Origin of the sequence: Peribacillus simplex NBRC 15720 = DSM 1321 (assembly GCF_002243645.1) — a bacterium.
Lineage (GTDB): Bacteria > Bacillota > Bacilli > Bacillales > DSM-1321 > Peribacillus > Peribacillus simplex.
Map to the genome: position 1 here is coordinate 4280777 of NZ_CP017704.1, position 20599 is coordinate 4301375.

Genomic DNA, 20599 nt, shown 5'->3' on the forward strand with positions numbered 1-20599 from the left:
GAAATCCTTCTAAGAAAATAAGCATTCATTTGAGAATCATTTTTACTGGAGGCAAAGTGATGGTAAAAAAGAATCATCCCTATCAAAGGTATTATCTAAAGGTACGTCCATTTTTGAAGAGCAAGCGTGAGGAATTTCAAATGATCGGATTGAATGCCGTAACAGAGGAAGACATATGGGGAACCTTAACCAAAAATAAATGGAAGCGTCCGCAGGAAAATATTCACCTTCATGAACTTGTCGCAGATATCGTGACATTTTCAAGCAACCAGTTCATGACCTTCCAAATGGTCGAAGCTTATAAATCACCAAACCTATTTGAGCCGCTTTCTGAAGAGGAACTGAAGGAACTTTTGAAAGAATGATGCAAAGATATACTAAAATTGACAGCTGTTTGTATATGTCTCATAATAGATATGGTTATGCTTTTTTTGGAAAAAGCATGAGAAGCTGTGTCTTTTTTTCTCAAGAAACAAAGGGTATGCAGTAATCATATAAACTAAAAATGACAGTTTTTTTAACTTCAGGAACAGGCGTATTATAGAAAGGGGCCTACTACATAATGGTAAAAAGAAGCAGGATCGTTGCGTTTTTTCTAATCGCACTATTGATTTTCGCAGCGATGGGGACGACTTCAAAAGGAATCCTAAAGGATATCAAGCTGGGTCTTGATCTTCAAGGCGGTTTTGAAGTGTTGTATGAAGTAAAACCGCTGTCTGGGGAAAAGATCACCCCGGATGTTTTACGGGCTACAGTAAGCTCACTTGAGCGGCGTGTCAATGTTTTGGGCGTTAGCGAACCTAACATTCAAATCGAAGGGAAAGACCGGATCCGCGTTCAATTGGCTGGAGTCAAAGACCAAAATAACGCACGGGAGATTCTCTCGACACAAGCAAAATTATCTTTCCGTGACTACAACGATAAGGAAATGATGACCGGTGCCGACTTGAAAGAAGGCGGCGCGAAACAAACGTTCCAAGATAATAAACCGGTTGTCGAAGTCACATTGAAAGATGTAAATAAGTTTAAGGATATCACCCAAAAAATATCCTCGATGGAAAGTCCGACTAATGTACTTGCAATCTGGCTGGATTTCGAGGAAGGAAAAGATTCCATTAAGGATACAGCCTCACAGGACAATATGATATCCGCTCCAGCTGTCAGTGAGGTTTTCAATACGAAGAAGGTGTATATTACCGGTCAATTCACGGTTGAAGAAGCGAAAGAGCTTGCAGCCCTTCTGGATGCAGGTGCCCTGCCTGTAGATTTAAAAGAAAAGTATTCCACTTCTGTAGGTGCCCAATTTGGTGCAGGTGCACTGAATGATACTATTTTTGCGGGAATCATCGGAATTGCACTTGTTTTTATCTTCATGCTTGTGTATTACCGCTTCCCGGGGTTCATTGCAGTCGTCACTTTAAGCATATACATTTTCTTGACGCTATTAGTGTTTGATTGGATGAATGCGGTCCTTACGCTGCCTGGTATTGCGGCATTGGTACTCGGGGTCGGGATGGCTGTCGACGCCAATATCATAACCTACGAGCGAATCAGGGATGAATTGAAACTTGGTAGATCTGTTAAAGCGGCTTATAAAGAAGGTACGAAAAATTCACTTTCTACAATTACGGATGCGAACTTAACGACCTTACTTGCTGCGGCCGTTCTGTTCTATTATGGAACTAGCTCGGTTAAAGGGTTTGCCACCACTTTGATCATTTCGATTTTAATGAGTTTCATAACAGCTGTCTATGGTACACGCCTTTTCATGAGCCTGTGGGTGAATAGCGGGTTCCTTGACAAACGTACAACATGGTTTGGCGTGAAGAAGAAATACATTCACGATTTATCCGATAAAATTGATTTAATGTCATTGCCAACGCGCTTTGATAAAATCGATTTCGTCAAACATCGGAAAGTTTTTTATGGCATTTCAATCGGTGTCACCATTATTGGGATCATTTTCCTGCTCGTCTTCAGATTGAATCTAGGGATTGATTTCACGAGCGGCACCCGAATCGAGATTGCGTCCAAAGATGTCTTGACGACTCAGCAAGTCAAAACCGAAATGGGCAAGGTCGGTATTGATGAGAAGGATATCAAGGATGTCAGGCTCGCTGGAAAAGAAAATAAAAATGCTGTCGTTCGGACAGTCGGTGTCCTCGATAAACAGGAAATCGCTGAATTGAAGGACCATTTCAAGGAGGATTACGGAGCAGAACCAAATGTCAGCACCGTATCACCGACTGTAGGAAAAGAGCTTGCGAAAAATGCCATGTTTGCGTTAGCGATTGCATCAATCGGTATCATTTTGTATGTATCGATACGATTTGAATGGCGAATGGCTGTTCCTGCCGTGGTCGCGCTTATACATGATGCATTCTTCATCATCACGATTTTTAGCTTACTCCGGCTCGAAGTGGATATCACCTTCATTGCTGCGGTTCTGACGATCGTCGGTTATTCGATCAATGATACGATCGTAACCTTTGACCGTATACGTGAAAACCTGCGCTTCAGCCGTAAAATCAAAACCGTCGAAGAACTTGAGAACATTGTGAACATCAGTATCAGGCAAACTTTGACGAGATCCATTAACACGGTTCTGACCGTTCTCATTACGGTTATCGCGTTGATGATCTTCGGTAGTGAAGCTATCCGTAACTTCTCCATCGCCCTGTTTATCGGTTTAATATGCGGCGTGTATTCATCGCTATTGATCGCTTCCCAATTCTGGCTTGATTTGAAAATCAGGGAATTGAAGAAGAAAGGTCCGCTGAATACCGCAAAAGAAAAGAAACAAAGTCTTGAAGGACAAGTTTAATAGGGGAGAGGGGGCTGGCATGATGCCAGCCTTCTTTTTGTTGAACCAAGTTTATTGAATAGGGAATTACAGCCAATTATGAGTTTAAAATAAAATTGAATCTGGTATATTCGTTTTGTATAATGAGTAAGTTGAGGGGTGAATAAATGTTAAAGCCAAAAACCCGGTGGAACTTACGAACTGCCGATGAAAACAAAGTTGCTGTACTAGCTGAAGAGCTTCATATCACACCTTTGGTTGCAGCCCTGCTTGTGAATCGAGGCCTGGATACGATTGAAAGTGCCCGATCATTTTTATTTGTAAAAAATCAAACTTTTCATGATCCATTTTTATTGAAGGATATGGATAAAGCGGTATATAGAATAAGAGAAGCCATACAAAATGGAGAAAAAATACGTATATTCGGTGATTATGATGCGGATGGCGTGACATCGACCACAGTGATGATGACGGCGCTGACGAGATTGGGTGCCGATGTTGACTTTTATATCCCGAATCGGTTTACAGAAGGATATGGTCCGAATCCGATGGCATTCCGCCTTGCAGCTGAGCAAGGGGTGAAGGTATTAATAACCGTGGATACCGGAATTTCTGCAGTCGATGAAGCGAAACTTGCCGGCGAGCTTGGCATGGATTATATTTTGACCGACCACCATGAACCGGGACCGGAACTGCCTGAGGCATTGGCAATCATCCATCCTAAACTTGAGGACAGTTCCTATCCATTTAAAGACCTTGCCGGAGTAGGGGTTGCATTTAAGCTGGCACACGCCCTGCTTGGGGAATTGCCTGAGGATTTGCTTGAAATAGCGGCAATCGGCACGATAGCGGATTTAGTGCCTTTACAAGGGGAAAACCGCGTCATTGCTGCAAAAGGCATCGAGCAGTTACGTTTGACTCGCCGCCCGGGACTTGTTGCCTTAATGAAAGTGGCGAATGTTCAGCAGGAAGCATTGAATGAAGAATCGATCGGCTTTGCGATGGCACCGCGGATCAATGCTGTCGGGCGCCTTGGAGATGCCGACCCCGCTGTCGATTTATTGATGTCCACTAACCTGGAAGAAGCAACGGAACTTGCCAATGAAATCAATGATATCAATAAAGAGCGGCAGGAAATGGTTGCAGCAATGGCGGAAGAAGCGATTGCTGAAGTCGAGGAAAACTTCCCGCCGGATTCCAATGGCGTGCTCATCATCGGCAGGGAAGGCTGGAACGCCGGAGTTGTAGGGATTGTGGCCTCTAAACTTGTTGAACGCTTTTACCGGCCCACGATTGTATTGAGCTTTGACCGGGAAAAGGGATTAGCTAAAGGTTCTGCTCGGAGCATAGCCGGTTTCGATCTTTTCGAAAGTCTTTCCACCTGCCGTGAATTACTGCCGCATTTTGGCGGACATCCAATGGCTGCTGGAATGACATTGAAAATTGAAGATGTTCAGGAGCTTAGGGACCGCATGAACTTGATTGCGAGGGAACAACTTAGCGAAGAAGACTTCACACCCATTACCAATTTGGACGGGTCTACTACATTAGCTGAAGTTTCTATTCAAACGATTCAGGAGATGAGCTTGCTGGCGCCATTTGGGGTGACGAATCCCAAACCGAAGATCTTGATAGATTCCGTCCAGCTTTCAAGTGTCCGCAAAATTGGTGCCAACCAAAATCACTTGAAGGTCCAGCTGGAAGATGGTGAAAATCACAAACTTGACGGTGTGGGCTTCGGTCTCGGTCATTTTGTCGATGAAATAGCTCCGCACGCTGAAGTCTCGGTTATTGGTGAGCTTTCCATCAATGAGTGGAATAATATGAAAAAGCCTCAGATCTTTGTCCAAGATGTTTCGGTAAACCATTGGCAGTTATTTGATTACCGCGGTAAGGGACAGGCAGAGAAGTGGCTTGCCGACATTCCAGTACAAAACCGGAAGATCGTCATTTTTTCGGAAGATATTTATGGCAGATATCCATTTTTGCAAAACCATCCAGATCTCGTTCATATCCAGAATGAACTGGATGCAGAGCAGCTCGACTGCTTCGAAGGTCATTTGGTATTTATGGACATGCCGCCGTCCAGGGAATATTTGAAACGGGTGATTGCCAATAAGAACCCTTCGCGTATCTACGCTCACCTTTCCCATGAACAGGACCATTTCTTAAGTACGATGCCAACAAGGGATCATTTTAAATGGTTTTATGCCTTCCTTGCCAAAAAGGGGCCGCTCGACGTGAAAAGATATGGTGATGACCTAGCCAAATATCGTGGCTGGTCAAGAGATACCGTGGATTTCATTTCTAAGGTGTTTTTTGAGCTTGATTTTGTTACAATAGAGAATGGGTTAATTATGCTCACAACCAATGCGAAAAAACGCGATCTCAGTGAATCTGAATCGTATACAAGAAAGAAAGAGCAATTTGAGCTTGAACAAGAGCTTGTTTATTCTTCCTATCAGCAATTATTCGATTGGTTCAATCATTATTTAGTTCATGAGGCAACAGACCTTGAGGAGGAAACAAAGCAATGGATTTAAAGCAATATGTAACAATTGTGCAAGACTGGCCAAAACCGGGTATTGTCTTCAAAGATATTACAACATTAATGGATAACGGCGCAGCTTATAAATACGCAACAGACCAAATCGTCGAGTACGCTCGCGATAAAAATATCGACTTGGTGGTCGGGCCGGAAGCACGCGGATTCATTATCGGATGTCCAGTCGCATACTCATTGGAAGTGGGCTTTGCGCCAGTGAGAAAAGAAGGAAAACTTCCACGTGAAACGATAAAAGTAGAATATGGATTAGAATATGGCAAGGATGTATTGACAATCCATAAAGATGCCATTAAACCGGGACAGCGTATCCTGATTACGGATGATTTGCTTGCTACCGGGGGAACAATCGAAGCGACGATCAAATTGGTTGAACAGCTAGGCGGAATTGTAGCCGGGATTGCATTCCTTATTGAATTGACTGACTTGGATGGAAAAGATAAATTAGACGGCTATGATGTCTTGACATTAATGAGCTTTTAATAAAGAAGAGCACTCTGACCAGGGTGCTCTTTCTGTTTTACTCGTTTTAACTGGATTTTGTCGAATTTCCAGTGAAAAAATGCACTATTCTTAATAAAATACACGTTTAACTCTTTACATCCTTGCCTTTTTTTTCGATAATAGTAATAATAAAGAGTTTTTCTGCTAATAAGTTTATTTGCACTTGTATCCGTTTAAGCGGATTTATTTTTTTTCGCAAAAATTGTCACGTTTTGCAGAATAAAGGGAAGTGCTACCAATCATACTCAATCCGGATGATATCCGGTGGCAGTTAAAGTGGGGTTAAGGTGATTAAATGGCTAATGATCAAATATTGACTGCCGAGCAGGTTGTAGAACGGGCCAGCTTATATCTTCAGCCGGAAGAAGCTGAATTTATTCATAGAGCGTTTAAGTATGCAGAGTATGCTCACCGAGAACAATTCCGTAAATCGGGAGAGCCGTATATTATTCATCCGATTCAAGTGGCGGGCATTCTGGCTGATCTTGAAATGGACCCTGCAACCATTGCGGCAGGTTTTTTACATGATGTTGTTGAAGACACGGAGATCACTCTGAAGGATATTGAAGAAAATTTCAGTCCTGAAGTCGCCATGCTTGTGGATGGCGTGACCAAGTTAGGGAAAATCAAGTATAAATCACAGCAGGAGCAACAGGCGGAAAACCATCGGAAAATGTTCGTGGCGATGGCTCAGGATATACGGGTCATCTTGATCAAGCTTGCGGACAGACTGCATAATATGCGGACCTTGAAGCATCTGCCGCAGGAAAAGCAGAGAAGGATATCGAACGAGACGTTGGAAATCTTCGCACCGCTTGCTCATCGTCTTGGTATCAGCACGATTAAATGGGAACTTGAAGATACTGCACTAAGGTATCTGAATCCTCAGCAATATTACCGAATCGTTAACCTGATGAAGAAAAAACGTGCTGAACGTGAAAAGTATCTGGAAGAAGTCATCGATGAAGTGCGTAAAAACGTTGAGGAAGTCAATATTAAGGCTGACCTTTCCGGCAGACCGAAACATATATACAGCATTTATCGCAAAATGGCTTTGCAGAATAAGCAGTTCAGCGAAATTTATGATTTGCTTGCAGTTCGGATCGTCGTCAATAGCATAAAAGATTGCTATGCCGTTTTAGGGATCATCCATACATGCTGGAAGCCGATGCCTGGCCGATTCAAAGACTATATCGCGATGCCGAAGCCGAATATGTATCAATCGCTCCATACGACAGTGATCGGACCGAAAGGCGATCCGCTGGAAGTGCAGATCCGTACATCCGATATGCATCGCATTGCCGAGTTCGGGGTTGCCGCGCACTGGGCTTATAAAGAGGGAAAAGATGTCGGTGAACAGCCTTCATTGGAAGAAAAATTGACATGGTTCCGGGAAATTCTCGAATTCCAGGATGATGCAACTAATGCAGAGGAATTCATGGAATCCCTTAAAATAGATCTTTTTTCTGATATGGTATTCATTTTCACACCAAAAGGCGATGTCATCGAACTGCCATCAGGATCCAACCCGATTGATTTCGCTTACCGGATTCACTCGGAAATCGGAAACAAAACGATTGGTGCCAAAGTGAACGGGAAAATGGTACCGCTGGATTATAAACTGAAAACTGGCGACATCATAGAAATCTTAACTTCGAAGCATTCATATGGTCCAAGTCAAGATTGGCTTAAACTAACGCAAACGTCTCAGGCGAAAAATAAGATCCGCCAATTTTTCAAGAAGCAGCGCCGGGAAGAAAATATCGAAAAAGGCAAAGAGCTTGTTGAAAAGGAAATCAAGGATATGGAGTTCGACCTGAAGGAAATCCTGACTGCCGAGAATATCAGGCGTGTTGCGGATAAATTCAACTTCCTGAATGAAGAGGATATGTATGCAGCAGTCGGTTATAACGGAATAACGGCCCTTCAGGTAGCTAACCGCCTTACCGAAAAATGGCGTAAGCAGAAAATGGTCGAGCAAGAAGCAGATATTTCTGAAGCGGTAGCCGATCTGAAAACCTTCTCCAATACATCGAAAAAACGTGACTCAGGTGTACAGGTACCGGGGATTGATAACCTGCTTATCCGTTTATCACGCTGTTGCAACCCAGTACCAGGGGACGAAATCGTCGGTTATATAACCAAAGGCCGTGGAGTTTCAGTTCATAGACAAGACTGCCCGAACCTGGATAGCGGGGATGCCGATCATCGCCTTGTACCTGTTGAATGGGAAAGTACGATTAACGAACGCAAGGAATACATCGTTGAAATTGAAATCAGCGGCTATGACCGTCGCGGCTTATTAAACGAAGTGCTGCAAGCCGTCAATGAAACCAAGACCAACATATCAGCGGTCTCGGGTAAATCCGACAGGAATAAGGTGGCGACCATTCACATGTCGATTTATATTCATAACATTGCCCATTTACAAAAGGTCGTCGACCGTATAAAACAAATTTCAGATGTTTATTCCGTCAGAAGGATCATGAACTAAGGAGTTTTTATTGCCATGCGTGTTGTTTTACAACGTTCCAAAGCAGCAAAAGTAGTTGTCGCAAACCAAATAATCGGGCAAATCGATAGCGGTCTCGTCCTGTTGGTCGGTGTCACTCATGGGGATACCATCGATGACGCCGCCTATTTGGCCGATAAGATTGTCAATCTCAGAATATTTGAAGATGAAAATGAAAAGATGAACCACTCACTATTGGATGTAGGAGGTTCGATTTTATCAGTTTCACAATTCACCTTATACGGAGATAGCCGTAAAGGCCGTCGACCGAACTTCATGGACGCCGCCCGTCCTGAAGAGGCGAATGAAATATACGAAGCATTTAACGAGGAACTCCGCAAGAAAGGCGTCCATACGGAAACAGGTCAATTTGGTGCCATGATGGATGTTCAGCTTACTAATGACGGTCCCGTTACATTAATACTTGAAAGCAAAAAATGACCTGCTCCGGCAGGTTTTTTGTTTGGGTAAAAGTAGAAAAGCCAGCTTCGATGCGAAGCTGGCTTTTCTAGTTCTTATTTAAAATACCGCGCCAATCCATTATAGATTGCCGATGTGACTTTTTCTTGATACTCATTCGATGTTAACGTTAATTCTTCCACTGGATTACTTAAATAACCTAGTTCAATAAGTGTAGCTACCCGTTTATTTTCACGGGTAACATGAAAATTCCCGTATCGTGATCCGCGATTGGGCACCTGCATGGTCGAACCGAGTGAATTGGCCAGTGTTGCCGCCAATGCACGCTGGTAGTCATGATAGTAGTATGTGGTTATCCCACTGGTGATTTGGTCCTTGGTGCTATCATAATGGAGGCTGATGAAAGCATCCGCGTTATGTATATGTGAAGTGCTGACCCGGGAAGGGAGTGGAACATAGGTATTTCCGCTTCTGGTCAGGATCACTTTAGCTCCTGCCGCCTGAAGTTTGTCCCGCAGCAATTCTGCCGTCCGAATCGTCAGGTTTTTCTCAAGTGTTCCACCGACGCCGATTGTACCGCTGTCCCTGCCGCCATGGCCGGGATCGATCACAATGGTTTTATCCTTTAAATATTTCTCAACGCCAGGTCGTTGGATCTGCTCGGAATTCCCTTCGATCGTCACGATCCATCCGGCCACATAAGCTGTTTTTCCGCTCTTTAGTTTAATGGAATACCAGTCGCCTTCCATACCTGATGCGGAGAACGTATCACCTGCATTGGCCTGCTCTACAATCTCCGAGTTGCCATCAGGCTTACTTCTAAGGATCGTACCATCATGAATGATGGTAATCTTGTTTCCTTTTACATCAACCTTTTTTTCCTTCGTCGTTTGTTCAACATTCTCTTTTTCCAGGTACCAACTCACGACCCAGCCCTTTTTTGAACCGGAGAGCTTTATCTGTGTCATATTTCCCTTTGTTTGCAGCACGGCGTAAGTCTCATCCTTGTTCACCGAACCGATGACCTTGCTTGAGAGAGAGGCTTCTTTCCTGACATTTAAACCCGTAGCGGTCACCCTTGCAGTTGCGCCTGACGTATCATTTTTCCTATCATCTTGATCTTCGCTTACTTGTATGTAAGGTTCAGCTACCCAACCTCGGACTCCTTGGAAATCAATTTCAGCCCATTCATTTTCTACCCTGTAAACGGTCACTGACGTATTTTTATTCAGCTTTCCGAGCGTGGCACTGTTTTTCGATGGTTCCGAACGGACATTGAGCCGGTCCACCAAAGTTACTCCGGTTTTTACGGATTGATTCGTTTCTTTTTCCTTAGTAGAATCTTTCTTCGCTGCATTTCCAGATGCGGCGGGAAGTTTAAGGTAGTCAGAAGAGACCCAGCCTTCGATATCCGCCATTTTGACCTTTATCCAATTTTCATTCTTTTCAATGATGTCAACAGCCGTTCCTTTACTCAAGGACCCAACCGTTTGAAATGTAGTGCCGGGACCTGTACGGACGCGGACCGAACTGCCTGTTATCATACCTTGTCCGGATTCCTTTTTGACCTGATTGGTATCAGCCCCTGTTTGTCTCTCAACTAACCAATTGGCAACCCATCCCGTTTTGCCGGCGCCAATCCGGATTTCGATCCAGTCGCCATTTTCATTCAGAATGGGATACGATTCCCCTTTTGCCAGTTTTTTTACGATAGGGAAACTGAGACCTGCACCTTCACGGACATTGACCACTTGGGTCGTCACGATATTTTCCCCTTCATCTTTTCCAAAAGCGTGATTGATGGGGAAAATCGCTGATAATATCAGCATCAGTGTCAGGCCGAATAAACCCGATTTCTTCTTCATAAGTTGTCTCTCCCTTTTAATGTCTATATGTATGTATTCTCGTTCAATGAAAATTTCCCTCTTTCCCCGTGCAAAAAACATTTTTTTTAGGAAAGAATAGAGTTTATATAACTCTAGGAGGGAAACCACATGAAATTCAGCGAAAAAGATCAAACGAGCTTAAGCGGAGGCAATCAAGTATTGGGTGTCGACTTTCACGATTTCATCCAAAAGGAACAAAGCGCAAACCTTGTTGAACTAGCATCCGAATTCGGAGTCAATGTCCGGACGATCAAAAATCTGAAAAAGCATTTGAACCAATAAAATGCGACAAAATCCTCAGTCTACCTTGACATTTGATGTTAACGTCCGTATGATTATAAAATATCAGACTTATTACTGCAATAACCAATGATGGAGAAGAGTAATTAAGAAACACATGAAAAGAGAGGAAATGCCGAGGCTGAAAGCATTCCACATGATGACTTAATGAAAGAACCCTCCGTAGGCTTCACTCCGAACGGATTTACTTAATAGGAGATGGACGTAAAACAGGCGTTAACTGTTTTTGAGCGGGGGCACTTTTTTTGTGCTTCAACTAGGGTGGCACCACGGGATATCCAAACTCTCGTCCCTTGTAACATATAAGTTACAAGGGGCGGGAGTTTTTTGTTTGGAAAAAATCAGTATAGCGCCGTATCAGAAAGGGCGCCTTGCTTTAAAGGAGGAAACACACATGTCTATTCAGATTCCTAGAGGTACCCAGGATTTATTGCCTGGCCAAACGGAAATTTGGCAGTATATCGAAAACACAGCGCGTGAGATTTGTCACCGTTACCAATATAAAGAAATCCGGACTCCGATTTTTGAGCACACGGAATTATTTTTACGTGGTGTAGGGGATACAACCGATATCGTACAAAAAGAAATGTATTCATTTCAAGATCGCGGTGAAAGGAACTTAACCCTTCGTCCGGAAGGCACTGCATCGGTTGTACGGTCATATATCGAGAACAAAATGTTCGGGTGGGCCAATCAACCGGTCAAGCTTTATTATATCGGGCCGATGTTCCGTTACGAACGTCCGCAAGCAGGTCGGTTCCGCCAGTTCGTTCAATTCGGCATCGAAGCTTTAGGAAGTAAGGATCCCGGAATCGATGCAGAGGTTCTGTCACTTGCGATGAACCTGTACAAGGAACTTGGTTTGAAAAAGCTGAAACTTGTGATCAACAGCCTTGGTGATAAGGAAAGCCGGACAGCGCATCGCAATGCGTTAATCAAACATTTTGAACCCCGCATCGGCGAGTTTTGCGGCGATTGTCAAAACCGTCTGGAAAAAAATCCTTTGCGTATCCTGGATTGCAAAAAGGATCACGATCACGAATTGATGAACACGGCTCCTTCGATCATTGAATATTTAAATGATGAATCCCGCATATATTTCGAAAAGGTGAAACAGCATTTAACCGATTTGGAAATCGATTTCGTCGAAGATCCGACTCTAGTGCGGGGCTTGGATTACTATAATCATACCGCATTTGAAATCATGAGTGATGCAGAAGGCTTTGGCGCCATCACTACCCTTTGCGGAGGCGGCCGTTATAACGGGCTGTCTGAAGAACTTGGCGGACCGGAAACACCCGGAATCGGCTTTGCACTTAGCATTGAACGCCTGATTGCTGCCCTCCAAGCAGAAAACATCGAGCTTCCGATCAAAAAGGGAATTGACTGCTATCTTGTCTCATTAGGCGAAACAGCCAAGGATTATTCCGTCAAACTTGCCCATCAATTGCGGAATGCCGGTATTACCGTCGAAAAAGACTATCAAGACCGTAAAGTGAAAGCACAATTCAAATCAGCCGACCGTCTCGAAGCAAGATATGTGGCGACACTCGGGGATGATGAATTGGCAAATAATAAAATCAATGTGAAGTTCATGGAAACCGGTGAACAAGTCCAAATGGAACTTGCGACATTCGTTGAACAATTCAAAAAGCTACAGGCTTAAGGGGGAAATACCATGTTTGGCAGAACATACTTCAATGGTGAAGTGACAGAAGCAGCTATTGGTGAAAAAGTAACATTAAAAGGATGGGTACAAAAACGCCGGGATTTAGGCGGGGTCATCTTTATCGACCTACGTGACAGAAGCGGAGTCGTCCAGGTCGTTTTCAATCCAGACATTTCGGCAGACGCGCTGGCCACAGCCGAAAAAATCCGTAATGAATACGTCCTTGATATTCAAGGGACAGTAATCAAACGTGATGAAGCCAACTTCAATCCGAACGTAACAACAGGGACCGTCGAAGTTCAAGCCGAAAACGTTACAATTTTAAACGAAGCAAAGACCCCTCCATTCATCATTGATGAAAGAACGGATGTATCAGAAGACATCCGCTTGAAATATCGTTATTTGGACCTGCGTCGTCCAGCGATGTTCGAAACGTTGAAAATGCGTAACCAAACAACAAAAGCAATCCGTGATTACTTGGACGGTGAAGGCTTCCTTGATATCGAAACACCTATCTTAACAAAAAGTACACCTGAAGGAGCACGTGATTATTTAGTGCCTAGCCGTGTACACGAAGGTGAGTTCTATGCACTTCCGCAGTCACCGCAAATCTTCAAGCAGCTATTGATGGTATCCGGGTTCGAACGTTATTATCAAATTGCCCGCTGTTTCCGTGATGAAGACTTACGTGCTGACAGACAGCCTGAATTCACGCAAATCGATATTGAAACAAGCTTCATGAGCCAAGAAGATATCATTAACACCGCAGAAAAAATGATGGCTAAAGTGATGAAAGACGTAAAAGGACTGGACGTAACACTTCCATTCCCTAGAATGACATACAATGAAGCAATGAGCCGTTACGGTTCCGACAAACCGGATACACGCTTCGGAATGGAACTTAAAGATGTTTCCGAAATCGTCAAAGACAGTGATTTCAAAGTGTTCACCGGCGCTGTTGCGAACGGCGGACAAGTTAAGGCGATCGTCGTTAAGGACGGAAATGCGGATTATTCACGTAAAGATATTGATGGATTGGCTGAATTTGCAGCGATTTACGGTGCAAAAGGCCTTGCATGGCTGAAAGTTGAAGAAGACGGCGTAAAAGGGCCAATCGCCAAATTCTTCGCAGAAGATCAAGAGCAATTAGTATCTGTATTGGAAGCTGAAGTAGGCGATCTAATCTTATTCGTGGCGGATAAGAAAGGCATAGTCGCTGATGCACTTGGAGCACTTCGCAACAAGCTTGGTAAAGAAAGAGGCTTGATCGATCAAAGCAAATTCAACTTCCTATGGGTGACGGATTGGCCATTACTTGAATATGACGAAGAAGAAGGACGCTACTATGCAGCACACCATCCATTCACAATGCCATTCCGTGAAGACATGGACAAATTGGAATCAGACCCAGCAAGCGTCCGTGCACAAGCATATGACCTTGTCTTGAACGGCTACGAACTTGGCGGTGGATCACTGCGGATATTCGAACGCGACGTTCAGGAAAAAATGTTCAAAGTACTTGGATTCTCAGAAGAAGAAGCAAACGCACAATTCGGCTTCCTAATGGATGCATTCGAATACGGAACGCCTCCACACGGCGGAATCGCCCTTGGACTGGACCGCATGGTCATGCTGCTTGCAGGCCGCACGAACCTTCGCGACACCATCGCGTTCCCGAAAACAGCAAGCGCAAGCGACCTGCTCGTTGACGCACCGAGTACTGTAAGTGACAAGCAATTGGCCGAACTTAACCTAAGACTAGCAGCACTTAAAAAATAATTTATTTGGGAAAAATATGAAAAAATACCTAGGTGCTTTCTCTTGAAATAGAGTTAAGCATTATGATATGATATCTTCAATAAGTAAGAGTCCTGATGTGTTCGTTCTTTAACCTATAAGTTTTGACCGAACACTTATAGTTACCGGGAGCACTAGTTTCCTGGCCGCGTAAAAGCCTCCCTCGAAGAGGACTTACAAACGCGAGGAACCGAGCACCCACCTGCGGAGAGCGGGTTCAAAACAAAGGCGTAAACGGCACAATTGGGACTCTTACACCTTACAAAGCAACTCATGTTAAATAACATGGGTTTTTTTGTGCGTTAAAATAGTGAACTTACGAGCGAAGGGCGTGAATAGAGCGAATCCACGAGTAAATGGCGAGAATTCACAACTTTTTAAGCCAGAGTGAAAAGGGGGTTAAGTTCGTCTGAAAACTCGCGACACATAAAAAAACACCATCCTTTCCATCAAGAAATAGAAAGAATAGCGTCCTTTTCATACTTGGGGTAATGATTTTCCTTAGCTTGATGGTGATGATGATACTTGCTATTAATTATTTTTAACTTTCGTTCTTGTGATGCTACGACGACCATCTAAACTAATAGGTTCCTCCCCGTCAATTGTAATTCTTCGAACAACTCTTTGTGCATCATCATAGTCATTTACTGCATAATGCTGAGTTGCACGGTTATCCCAGATGACGACATCTCCAGCACTCCATCGCCAGCGAACGGTATTTTCTATTTGTGTAACATGTTCTTGGAGGACGGAAAACAATTGGGCTGAATCTAAGGAAGAAAGGCCGACAAATTTCTTCACAAAATGGCCGAGTAAAAGATGACGCTCTCCGGTTTCAGGGTGTACATGGACAACTGGATGTTCGGTTTCATATAGAGTGGAAGTAAATACGTCTTTATAGTGACTATTAGTCTCAGAAGAGACATTGGAGCGTTTTGCAGCATAATCATAGTCATTAGTATGGAGTGCCCATAATTGATCAGCAAGATTTCGTAATTCTGCTGGCAGGTTTTCATAAGCAGTGGTTGTATTCGCCCAAACGGTATCGCCACCTACTTCCGGTATCACAACTCCCCGTAAAATGGAGAATTTCGGGTATGCGGCTTCAAACGTAACATCTGTATGCCATGAGTTAGCTCGACCACCACCATGATCAGAATTCAATTCCAATATATAATTTGAGCCATTCTTTACTGGAACAGTTGGATGAACAACTGGTTTTCCAAGTAGTCCTGCAAAAGCTTCTTGTCCCTTATCATCTAGATGATCCTGATTACGGAAGAATACAACTTTATGCTTTAAGATCGCCTCGCGGATTGATTTAACTGTGTTAGCATCCAGATCTTCAGAGAGTTTAATCCCTGATATGTCTGCACCAATACGTGCAGCAACTTGTTTTACAACGATTGTTGATGAATTTTGAACTTGTTTGACATTACTCATTTTATTGCCTCCTTGTTTTTAGACCGCATAGCGAGCATTTATGGTAAACCGATAATACAAAAGAAAGCCAGAGCATAAGAGCTCTGGCTTCCAGGTGACTGGTCAGCAAAACGAATCCGAAATAATATAATTCCTATCGGTTTGATAAAATATTAAACTGGTAGGATAAGTATGTCAATTATAATTTTGAATTTTTTGTTAATTCAAAAATGGGCAAATTGGTTGGTTACAAATTGAAATGGACTCGTTGATTATAAAGATAACTTTCCAAAAATAAATGAAGATCCTTTATTAAAAAGCTTCTCAGTTTTAGGGAACAGTTAATCGACAATTGAACAGGAGATCATATAGTTAATTTAGAATTATCTGAATTTCGGGTTGACTATTGAAAATTAACTTGTTAGTATAAGAAAAATAAATACATAGTATTTCAATAGGAATTATTAATTCATTGACCGGACAACCGGAGACTTCTCTTTAATTTAAAGTGATGTCTCCGGTTTTTTTGGTAGATGAAATAGCCGACTAGTCTTCTGGAGGCCTTTACAGCGAGCGTTATTCGTTTGTGGTAAAGGTTTTTTCTATTGGAGGGAAGATGGAGGGAAAGGAATTGAAGATTTTGAAGAGTTGGCGAGCAACAGGAATTGTATTAATAGCTGTATTATCAGTCGTTTTATCGGTTGGATGTCAGGAGGAGAAAACGGTAGCGGAAAGTGAAGGGGAGTATGAAACTCTTAGTTTAAAATATGAGGGCTCTGTTGGAACTGTTACTTATCCAGAGTTAGCACAAGATTTAGGGTATCTTGATCCAATTAAATTGGAATGGATAGGAAATACAACTAGTGGACCATCGTCTATTCAAAATGCAGCGACGGGTGAAACTGATTTTGGCGGTGCTTTTAACGGTGCGATTGCCAAATTGATAGCAAGCGGGGCACCGATTAAATCGGTCATTGGGTATTACGGCAGTGATAAAGATACGTTTAGTGGTTATTATGTATTGAATGGCAGCCCGATTAAAAACGCTCGAGATTTAATTGGTAAAAAAGTCGGTATGAACACGATGGGAGCACATTCTGAATTCATTTTAAAAGAATATTTAAAACAAAATGGGCTAACGAATGAGGAAATTAAGCAAGTTACTTTAGTTGTTGTGCCACCAGTGAATACAGAACAATCGCTTCGTCAGAAACAAATTGATGTAGCGGTTTTAAGTGGAATGTTGCGTGATCGAGCATTAGAAAAAGGAGGAATCAGAAAGCTCTTTAGTGATTATGATTTGTTTGGCTCCTTTACAGCAGGTAGCCTTGTCTTTAAAGAGGCATTTATTAAAGAAAATCCGAACACGGTGAACAAGTTTGTAGAAGCAACAGCAAAAGCCATTGAATGGACACGGACAACGCCTCGAGAAGAAGTCATTGCTCGTTTTGAATCGATTATTGAGAAAAGGGGTCGTAAGGAAGATACAGAAACGATTCAATATTGGAAGAGCCCAGGTATAGCGGAGAAAGGCGGCTTTATTCAGGAACCAGAATTCCAAGTGTGGGTCGACTGGCTGGAGAAAAGTGGTGAGTTTAAAGAAGGTCAAGTGAAATTGGATGATTTATATACGAATGAATTTAATCCTTATAAAGATGAGTTGAAAAGAAAATAATGAGGTGATGGTATGGTAGACAAAATTCAGTTTGAATATGTAAGTAAAGTTTTTAAAATAAGAGATTCAGATCAAAGAAAGGGAGCGGTTAAAGAGTTTACGGCCATTAAAAATGTTCATTTTTCCGTGAAAAGTGAAGAGTTTCTTACATTAGTAGGGCCATCAGGATGCGGAAAATCGACGTTGCTTGATCTTCTAGGTGGTTTAACAAAACCCACTTCGGGACAGGTTTTGCTGGATGGAAAACCGATTGAGGGGCCTGGTTTAGATCGTGGGATTGTCTTTCAGCAGTATGCGTTGTTTCCTTGAATGGCTCATTACCTGGTTTCATGGATATTTTCGATACGGATTTGACTACGGTGCAATGGCTCACGACAGGGTTCACCCTGGCGACGGGAATCATCGCTCCTTTGTGCGGCTACATTAGAAATTGTTTTGGGACGCGTAAACTTTTTTTATTGTCAGTGGAAGGTTTAATGACTTTAACCCTTAGGAGTTTTTAAGCCTAAGAGTTAAAGTTTTTTCTATTTAAAGGAGGGGAATTAGGATATGTAATCATTGTTAGTTGTTGGTGGAGATAAACTCGGTAACATCACCAAAAGCTAGAGCAGGAAGGGTTTAAGGAAGTGATCCATCTTAACGGAAGGAACACACAGATGACTCGAAAGGAAATATCAAGGAAAGTCGATTTAATCTAAGTTTTGACTGACTACATTAATCACAACCTTTCAATGGTTATTAAAAGAAAAGCTCAAAAAAACAGGAGATACCCATTCGTTTTTCTAAACGTTCCTGGTGCTCCATATATATTGAATTGAAAAAACACCTATGATTCATAGCTAATCTAGGTGAAAAGCCGAGTAAAGACACCAAACTCACGAAAAAACCAAAAAAAACATCGAATGAACTTCAAATATCCCCATTTAAGTAACATTCCTCAATATAGATTCGTAAATTATAGTAAGGCTGAGCAACAGTCAGCCAAGGATAGAAAGTAGTGAGGGCTTTGAAAGATTTATTGTATGCAAAGAGGATGGAAATGCTTCAATTAGTGGAGCGGCTAGTGAATATAGATAGTGGTTCTCATACGAAAAAGGGTATTGATGAAATTGGTACGATTTTAAAAACGAAATTTGAAAGCCTGGATTTTATTGTGAATACCGTTGAGCAGCAGAATTATGGCAATCAGCTTGTCATCCAGCATCGTGAAGCGCATCAACCGCATATTCTGGTCGTCGCCCATATGGATACGGTTTTTCCGGAAGGCACAGCGCAAAAACGTCCTTTTAAAGTGAATGGAAATCGGGCATACGGTCCTGGTGTAGCTGATATGAAGGCTAGTCTGGTTGAGCTTTTTTATGCGATCTATTGTTTGAAGCAGACGGGGCAGACAGGCTATAAGCATGTCCAAATCATTCTTAATAGTGATGAGGAGATCGGGTCTCCTTCGTCCGCTTCACTCATATCGGAAAAAGCGGCCGATAAGAAGATCGCGTTAATTCTTGAACCGGCAAGGACAGACGGTTCACTTGTCACGGCAAGAAGGGGCTGCGGTCAGTTTAAAGTGGATATCGTGGGGGTGGCCGCCCATTCAGGGATCGAACCGGAAAAGGGACGAAGTGCAATTGAAGAATTGGCCCATAAGATCATCGCCTTACACCGATTGAATGATCAAAAGACTGGAATCAGCGTTAATGTCGGTATTATTGAAGGAGGTTCCGCTGTCAATACGATAGCTTCCCATGCGGCTGCTTTTGTGGATGTGCGGATTTCGGAAAAAAAGCAGGAAGACATCATCCTCAAGCAGCTGAAAAAAATCTGTGCTGAAACCTATATTTCAGGAACGAAAACGACATTAAGCGGGAAAATGGACCGGTCTCCCATGGAAAAGAATGAGAAGACGAACTCTCTTCTAGAGACGATCCGTCAGGCTGGGAAGGAAATCGGCATCGAAATCACGGATACGGCCACGGGTGGGGGTTCGGATGCTTCCATCACTTCTGATTTGGGAATCGCGACAGTGGATGGACTCGGGCCCATTGGAGGGAATGCACATAGTGTAGAGGAGTATTTGGAAATACCAAGCCTGACTGAAAGGACACTCCTATTGGCAACCGTCATTCAAAAATTATCAAAAATGACCTAGTGCACTAATTCCGATTAGACTGCTCATATTTCGCTTGTCATAAATGATGTTTATGATATATTGTTAATTGGGAAGCTAAATAAGAACAGAATTTATTGGAGTTGAATATATATGCTGCATCAGTTTTCACGAAATGAATTGGCAATTGGCAAGGAAGGAATCGATATACTGAAAAACACGACCGTTGCTGTCCTGGGTGTAGGAGGCGTTGGTTCTTTTTCAGCCGAAGCATTGGCACGTACGGGGGTAGGCCGTATTATTCTAGTGGATAAAGACGATGTCGACATCACAAATGTAAACAGGCAGATCCATGCTCTATTATCAACAGTCGGTCAACCGAAAGCGGAATTGATGAAAAATCGCATTCACGACATCAATCCCGACTGCGAAGTGATCGCTCTTAAAATGTTCTATACAGAAGAAACGTTTGAGGAATTCTTCAGTTATGGCCTGGACTATGTCATTGATGCATCGGATACGGTCATTTATAAGATACATGTGATGAAGGAATGCCTGAAACGGAATATCAAGGTGATTTCAAGCATGGGGGCCGCTAATAAGATGGATCCGACGCGTTTTCAAATTGCCGATATCTCCAAAACGCATACCGATCCGCTTGCAAAGGTCATTCGTACTAGATTGCGTAAAGAGGGCATAACAAAGGGAATTCCCGTTGTTTTCTCCGACGAGAGCCCTATTGTCATTCGTGAAGATGTCCGAAAAGAAGTCGGCAATGATGAGGCTAAAATCCGTAAAGCCCAAATGCCTCCGTCTTCGAATGCTTTCGTACCATCCGTAGCTGGCTTAATTGCAGCAAGCTGGGTAATCAATGATATATTAAAAGACATTGAAGTTCGCCGTGTAAACGATTGATAAAAAGTAACTGACTCTATAAAGGGTCA

At 42.8% G+C, this 20599-nt stretch carries 14 protein-coding genes, 1 other RNA gene, 2 pseudogenes and 1 other annotated feature; of the genes and pseudogenes, 15 read left to right on the plus strand and 2 right to left on the minus strand.

Annotation, left to right across the window (positions count from 1 at the left end; translation table 11 throughout):
- The first annotated feature begins 59 nt into the window (after positions 1-59).
- The 6 genes from BS1321_RS20665 to dtd all read left to right on the plus strand — a co-directional run bounded on the left by BS1321_RS20665 (position 60) and on the right by dtd (position 8823).
- On the plus strand, positions 60-365 hold the full coding sequence (locus BS1321_RS20665) for a post-transcriptional regulator (protein WP_063232895.1): 306 nt from the start codon (positions 60-62) through the stop codon (positions 363-365).
- Positions 366-562: 197 nt separating this feature from the next.
- The gene (gene secDF / locus BS1321_RS20670) at positions 563-2824 is read left to right on the plus strand and encodes a protein translocase subunit SecDF (protein ID WP_063232896.1); all 2262 of its coding nucleotides are present in this window, start codon (positions 563-565) and stop codon (positions 2822-2824) included.
- Between the two features lie 146 nt (positions 2825-2970).
- Entirely contained in the window at positions 2971-5346 is a 2376-nt protein-coding gene (recJ, locus tag BS1321_RS20675; RefSeq protein ID WP_063232897.1) for a single-stranded-DNA-specific exonuclease RecJ, read from the plus strand.
- Entirely contained in the window at positions 5337-5849 is a 513-nt protein-coding gene (locus BS1321_RS20680; protein ID WP_061464220.1) for an adenine phosphoribosyltransferase, read from the plus strand. Before recJ ends, BS1321_RS20680 begins: the two co-directional genes overlap by 10 nt.
- 316 nt (positions 5850-6165) lie before the next feature.
- Positions 6166-8364 (plus strand): RelA/SpoT family protein, encoded by a 2199-nt coding sequence (locus BS1321_RS20685; RefSeq protein ID WP_063232898.1) that lies wholly within the window; start codon positions 6166-6168, stop codon positions 8362-8364.
- Positions 8365-8379: 15 nt separating this feature from the next.
- Positions 8380-8823 (plus strand): D-aminoacyl-tRNA deacylase, encoded by a 444-nt coding sequence (dtd, locus tag BS1321_RS20690; protein ID WP_063232899.1) that lies wholly within the window; start codon positions 8380-8382, stop codon positions 8821-8823.
- A gap of 74 nt (positions 8824-8897) precedes the next feature.
- Here dtd and BS1321_RS20695 read toward each other — a convergent pair whose 3' ends face one another.
- Positions 8898-10667, minus strand: a complete 1770-nt coding sequence (locus tag BS1321_RS20695; protein ID WP_063232900.1) for an N-acetylmuramoyl-L-alanine amidase family protein — start codon at positions 10665-10667, stop codon at positions 8898-8900.
- A 129-nt stretch (positions 10668-10796) separates the two neighbouring features.
- Here BS1321_RS20695 and BS1321_RS27915 point away from each other — a divergent pair, with 129 nt between their 5' ends.
- From BS1321_RS27915 to ssrS, 4 genes are all read left to right on the plus strand, one after another.
- On the plus strand, positions 10797-10970 hold the full coding sequence (locus tag BS1321_RS27915; protein WP_057911594.1) for a hypothetical protein: 174 nt from the start codon (positions 10797-10799) through the stop codon (positions 10968-10970).
- Between the two features lie 78 nt (positions 10971-11048).
- Positions 11049-11285: a binding site (T-box leader), on the plus strand.
- A gap of 97 nt (positions 11286-11382) precedes the next feature.
- Positions 11383-12654, plus strand: coding sequence for a histidine--tRNA ligase (gene hisS, locus BS1321_RS20700; protein WP_063232901.1), 1272 nt, complete (start codon positions 11383-11385; stop codon positions 12652-12654).
- Between the two features lie 12 nt (positions 12655-12666).
- Positions 12667-14436: an aspartate--tRNA ligase gene (gene aspS / locus BS1321_RS20705; RefSeq protein ID WP_063232902.1), complete on the plus strand. Its 1770-nt coding sequence runs from the start codon at positions 12667-12669 to the stop codon at positions 14434-14436.
- A gap of 86 nt (positions 14437-14522) precedes the next feature.
- Positions 14523-14708: non-coding RNA, 6S RNA (ssrS, locus tag BS1321_RS20710), on the plus strand.
- Positions 14709-14985: 277 nt separating this feature from the next.
- On the opposite strand, the gene BS1321_RS20715 is transcribed toward ssrS, so the two are convergent.
- On the minus strand, positions 14986-15897 hold the full coding sequence (locus BS1321_RS20715) for a TauD/TfdA dioxygenase family protein (protein ID WP_063232903.1): 912 nt from the start codon (positions 15895-15897) through the stop codon (positions 14986-14988).
- A 610-nt stretch (positions 15898-16507) separates the two neighbouring features.
- Between BS1321_RS20715 and BS1321_RS20720 the strand changes: the two genes are divergently transcribed.
- The 5 genes and pseudogenes from BS1321_RS20720 to BS1321_RS20745 all read left to right on the plus strand — a co-directional run bounded on the left by BS1321_RS20720 (position 16508) and on the right by BS1321_RS20745 (position 20570).
- A complete protein-coding gene (locus BS1321_RS20720) occupies positions 16508-17551 on the plus strand; it encodes an ABC transporter substrate-binding protein (RefSeq protein ID WP_232522713.1) in 1044 nt (347 codons plus the stop codon).
- A gap of 12 nt (positions 17552-17563) precedes the next feature.
- Positions 17564-17857, plus strand: a pseudogene (locus BS1321_RS20725) (ATP-binding cassette domain-containing protein); the annotation flags it as partial.
- Positions 17858-18109: 252 nt separating this feature from the next.
- Positions 18110-18383, plus strand: a pseudogene (locus BS1321_RS28240) (DUF2325 domain-containing protein).
- A 207-nt stretch (positions 18384-18590) separates the two neighbouring features.
- Entirely contained in the window at positions 18591-19697 is a 1107-nt protein-coding gene (locus BS1321_RS20740) for a M20 family metallopeptidase (RefSeq protein WP_094246722.1), read from the plus strand.
- A gap of 111 nt (positions 19698-19808) precedes the next feature.
- Positions 19809-20570 (plus strand): tRNA threonylcarbamoyladenosine dehydratase, encoded by a 762-nt coding sequence (locus BS1321_RS20745; protein ID WP_063232905.1) that lies wholly within the window; start codon positions 19809-19811, stop codon positions 20568-20570.
- The last annotated feature ends 29 nt before the right edge of the window (positions 20571-20599 follow it).

Coding starts and splice junctions, on each gene's coding strand:
- BS1321_RS20745 (WP_063232905.1), top strand. CDS start 19,809: ATGCTGCATCAGTTTTCACGAAATGAATTGGCAATTGGCAAGGAAGGA.
- secDF (WP_063232896.1), top strand. CDS start 563: ATGGTAAAAAGAAGCAGGATCGTTGCGTTTTTTCTAATCGCACTATTG.
- BS1321_RS20695 (WP_063232900.1), bottom strand. CDS start 10,667: ATGAAGAAGAAATCGGGTTTATTCGGCCTGACACTGATGCTGATATTA.
- BS1321_RS20740 (WP_094246722.1), top strand. CDS start 18,591: ATGCTTCAATTAGTGGAGCGGCTAGTGAATATAGATAGTGGTTCTCAT.
- hisS (WP_063232901.1), top strand. CDS start 11,383: ATGTCTATTCAGATTCCTAGAGGTACCCAGGATTTATTGCCTGGCCAA.
- BS1321_RS20715 (WP_063232903.1), bottom strand. CDS start 15,897: ATGAGTAATGTCAAACAAGTTCAAAATTCATCAACAATCGTTGTAAAA.
- BS1321_RS20685 (WP_063232898.1), top strand. CDS start 6,166: ATGGCTAATGATCAAATATTGACTGCCGAGCAGGTTGTAGAACGGGCC.
- BS1321_RS27915 (WP_057911594.1), top strand. CDS start 10,797: ATGAAATTCAGCGAAAAAGATCAAACGAGCTTAAGCGGAGGCAATCAA.
- BS1321_RS20665 (WP_063232895.1), top strand. CDS start 60: ATGGTAAAAAAGAATCATCCCTATCAAAGGTATTATCTAAAGGTACGT.
- BS1321_RS20680 (WP_061464220.1), top strand. CDS start 5,337: ATGGATTTAAAGCAATATGTAACAATTGTGCAAGACTGGCCAAAACCG.
- aspS (WP_063232902.1), top strand. CDS start 12,667: ATGTTTGGCAGAACATACTTCAATGGTGAAGTGACAGAAGCAGCTATT.
- recJ (WP_063232897.1), top strand. CDS start 2,971: ATGTTAAAGCCAAAAACCCGGTGGAACTTACGAACTGCCGATGAAAAC.
- dtd (WP_063232899.1), top strand. CDS start 8,380: ATGCGTGTTGTTTTACAACGTTCCAAAGCAGCAAAAGTAGTTGTCGCA.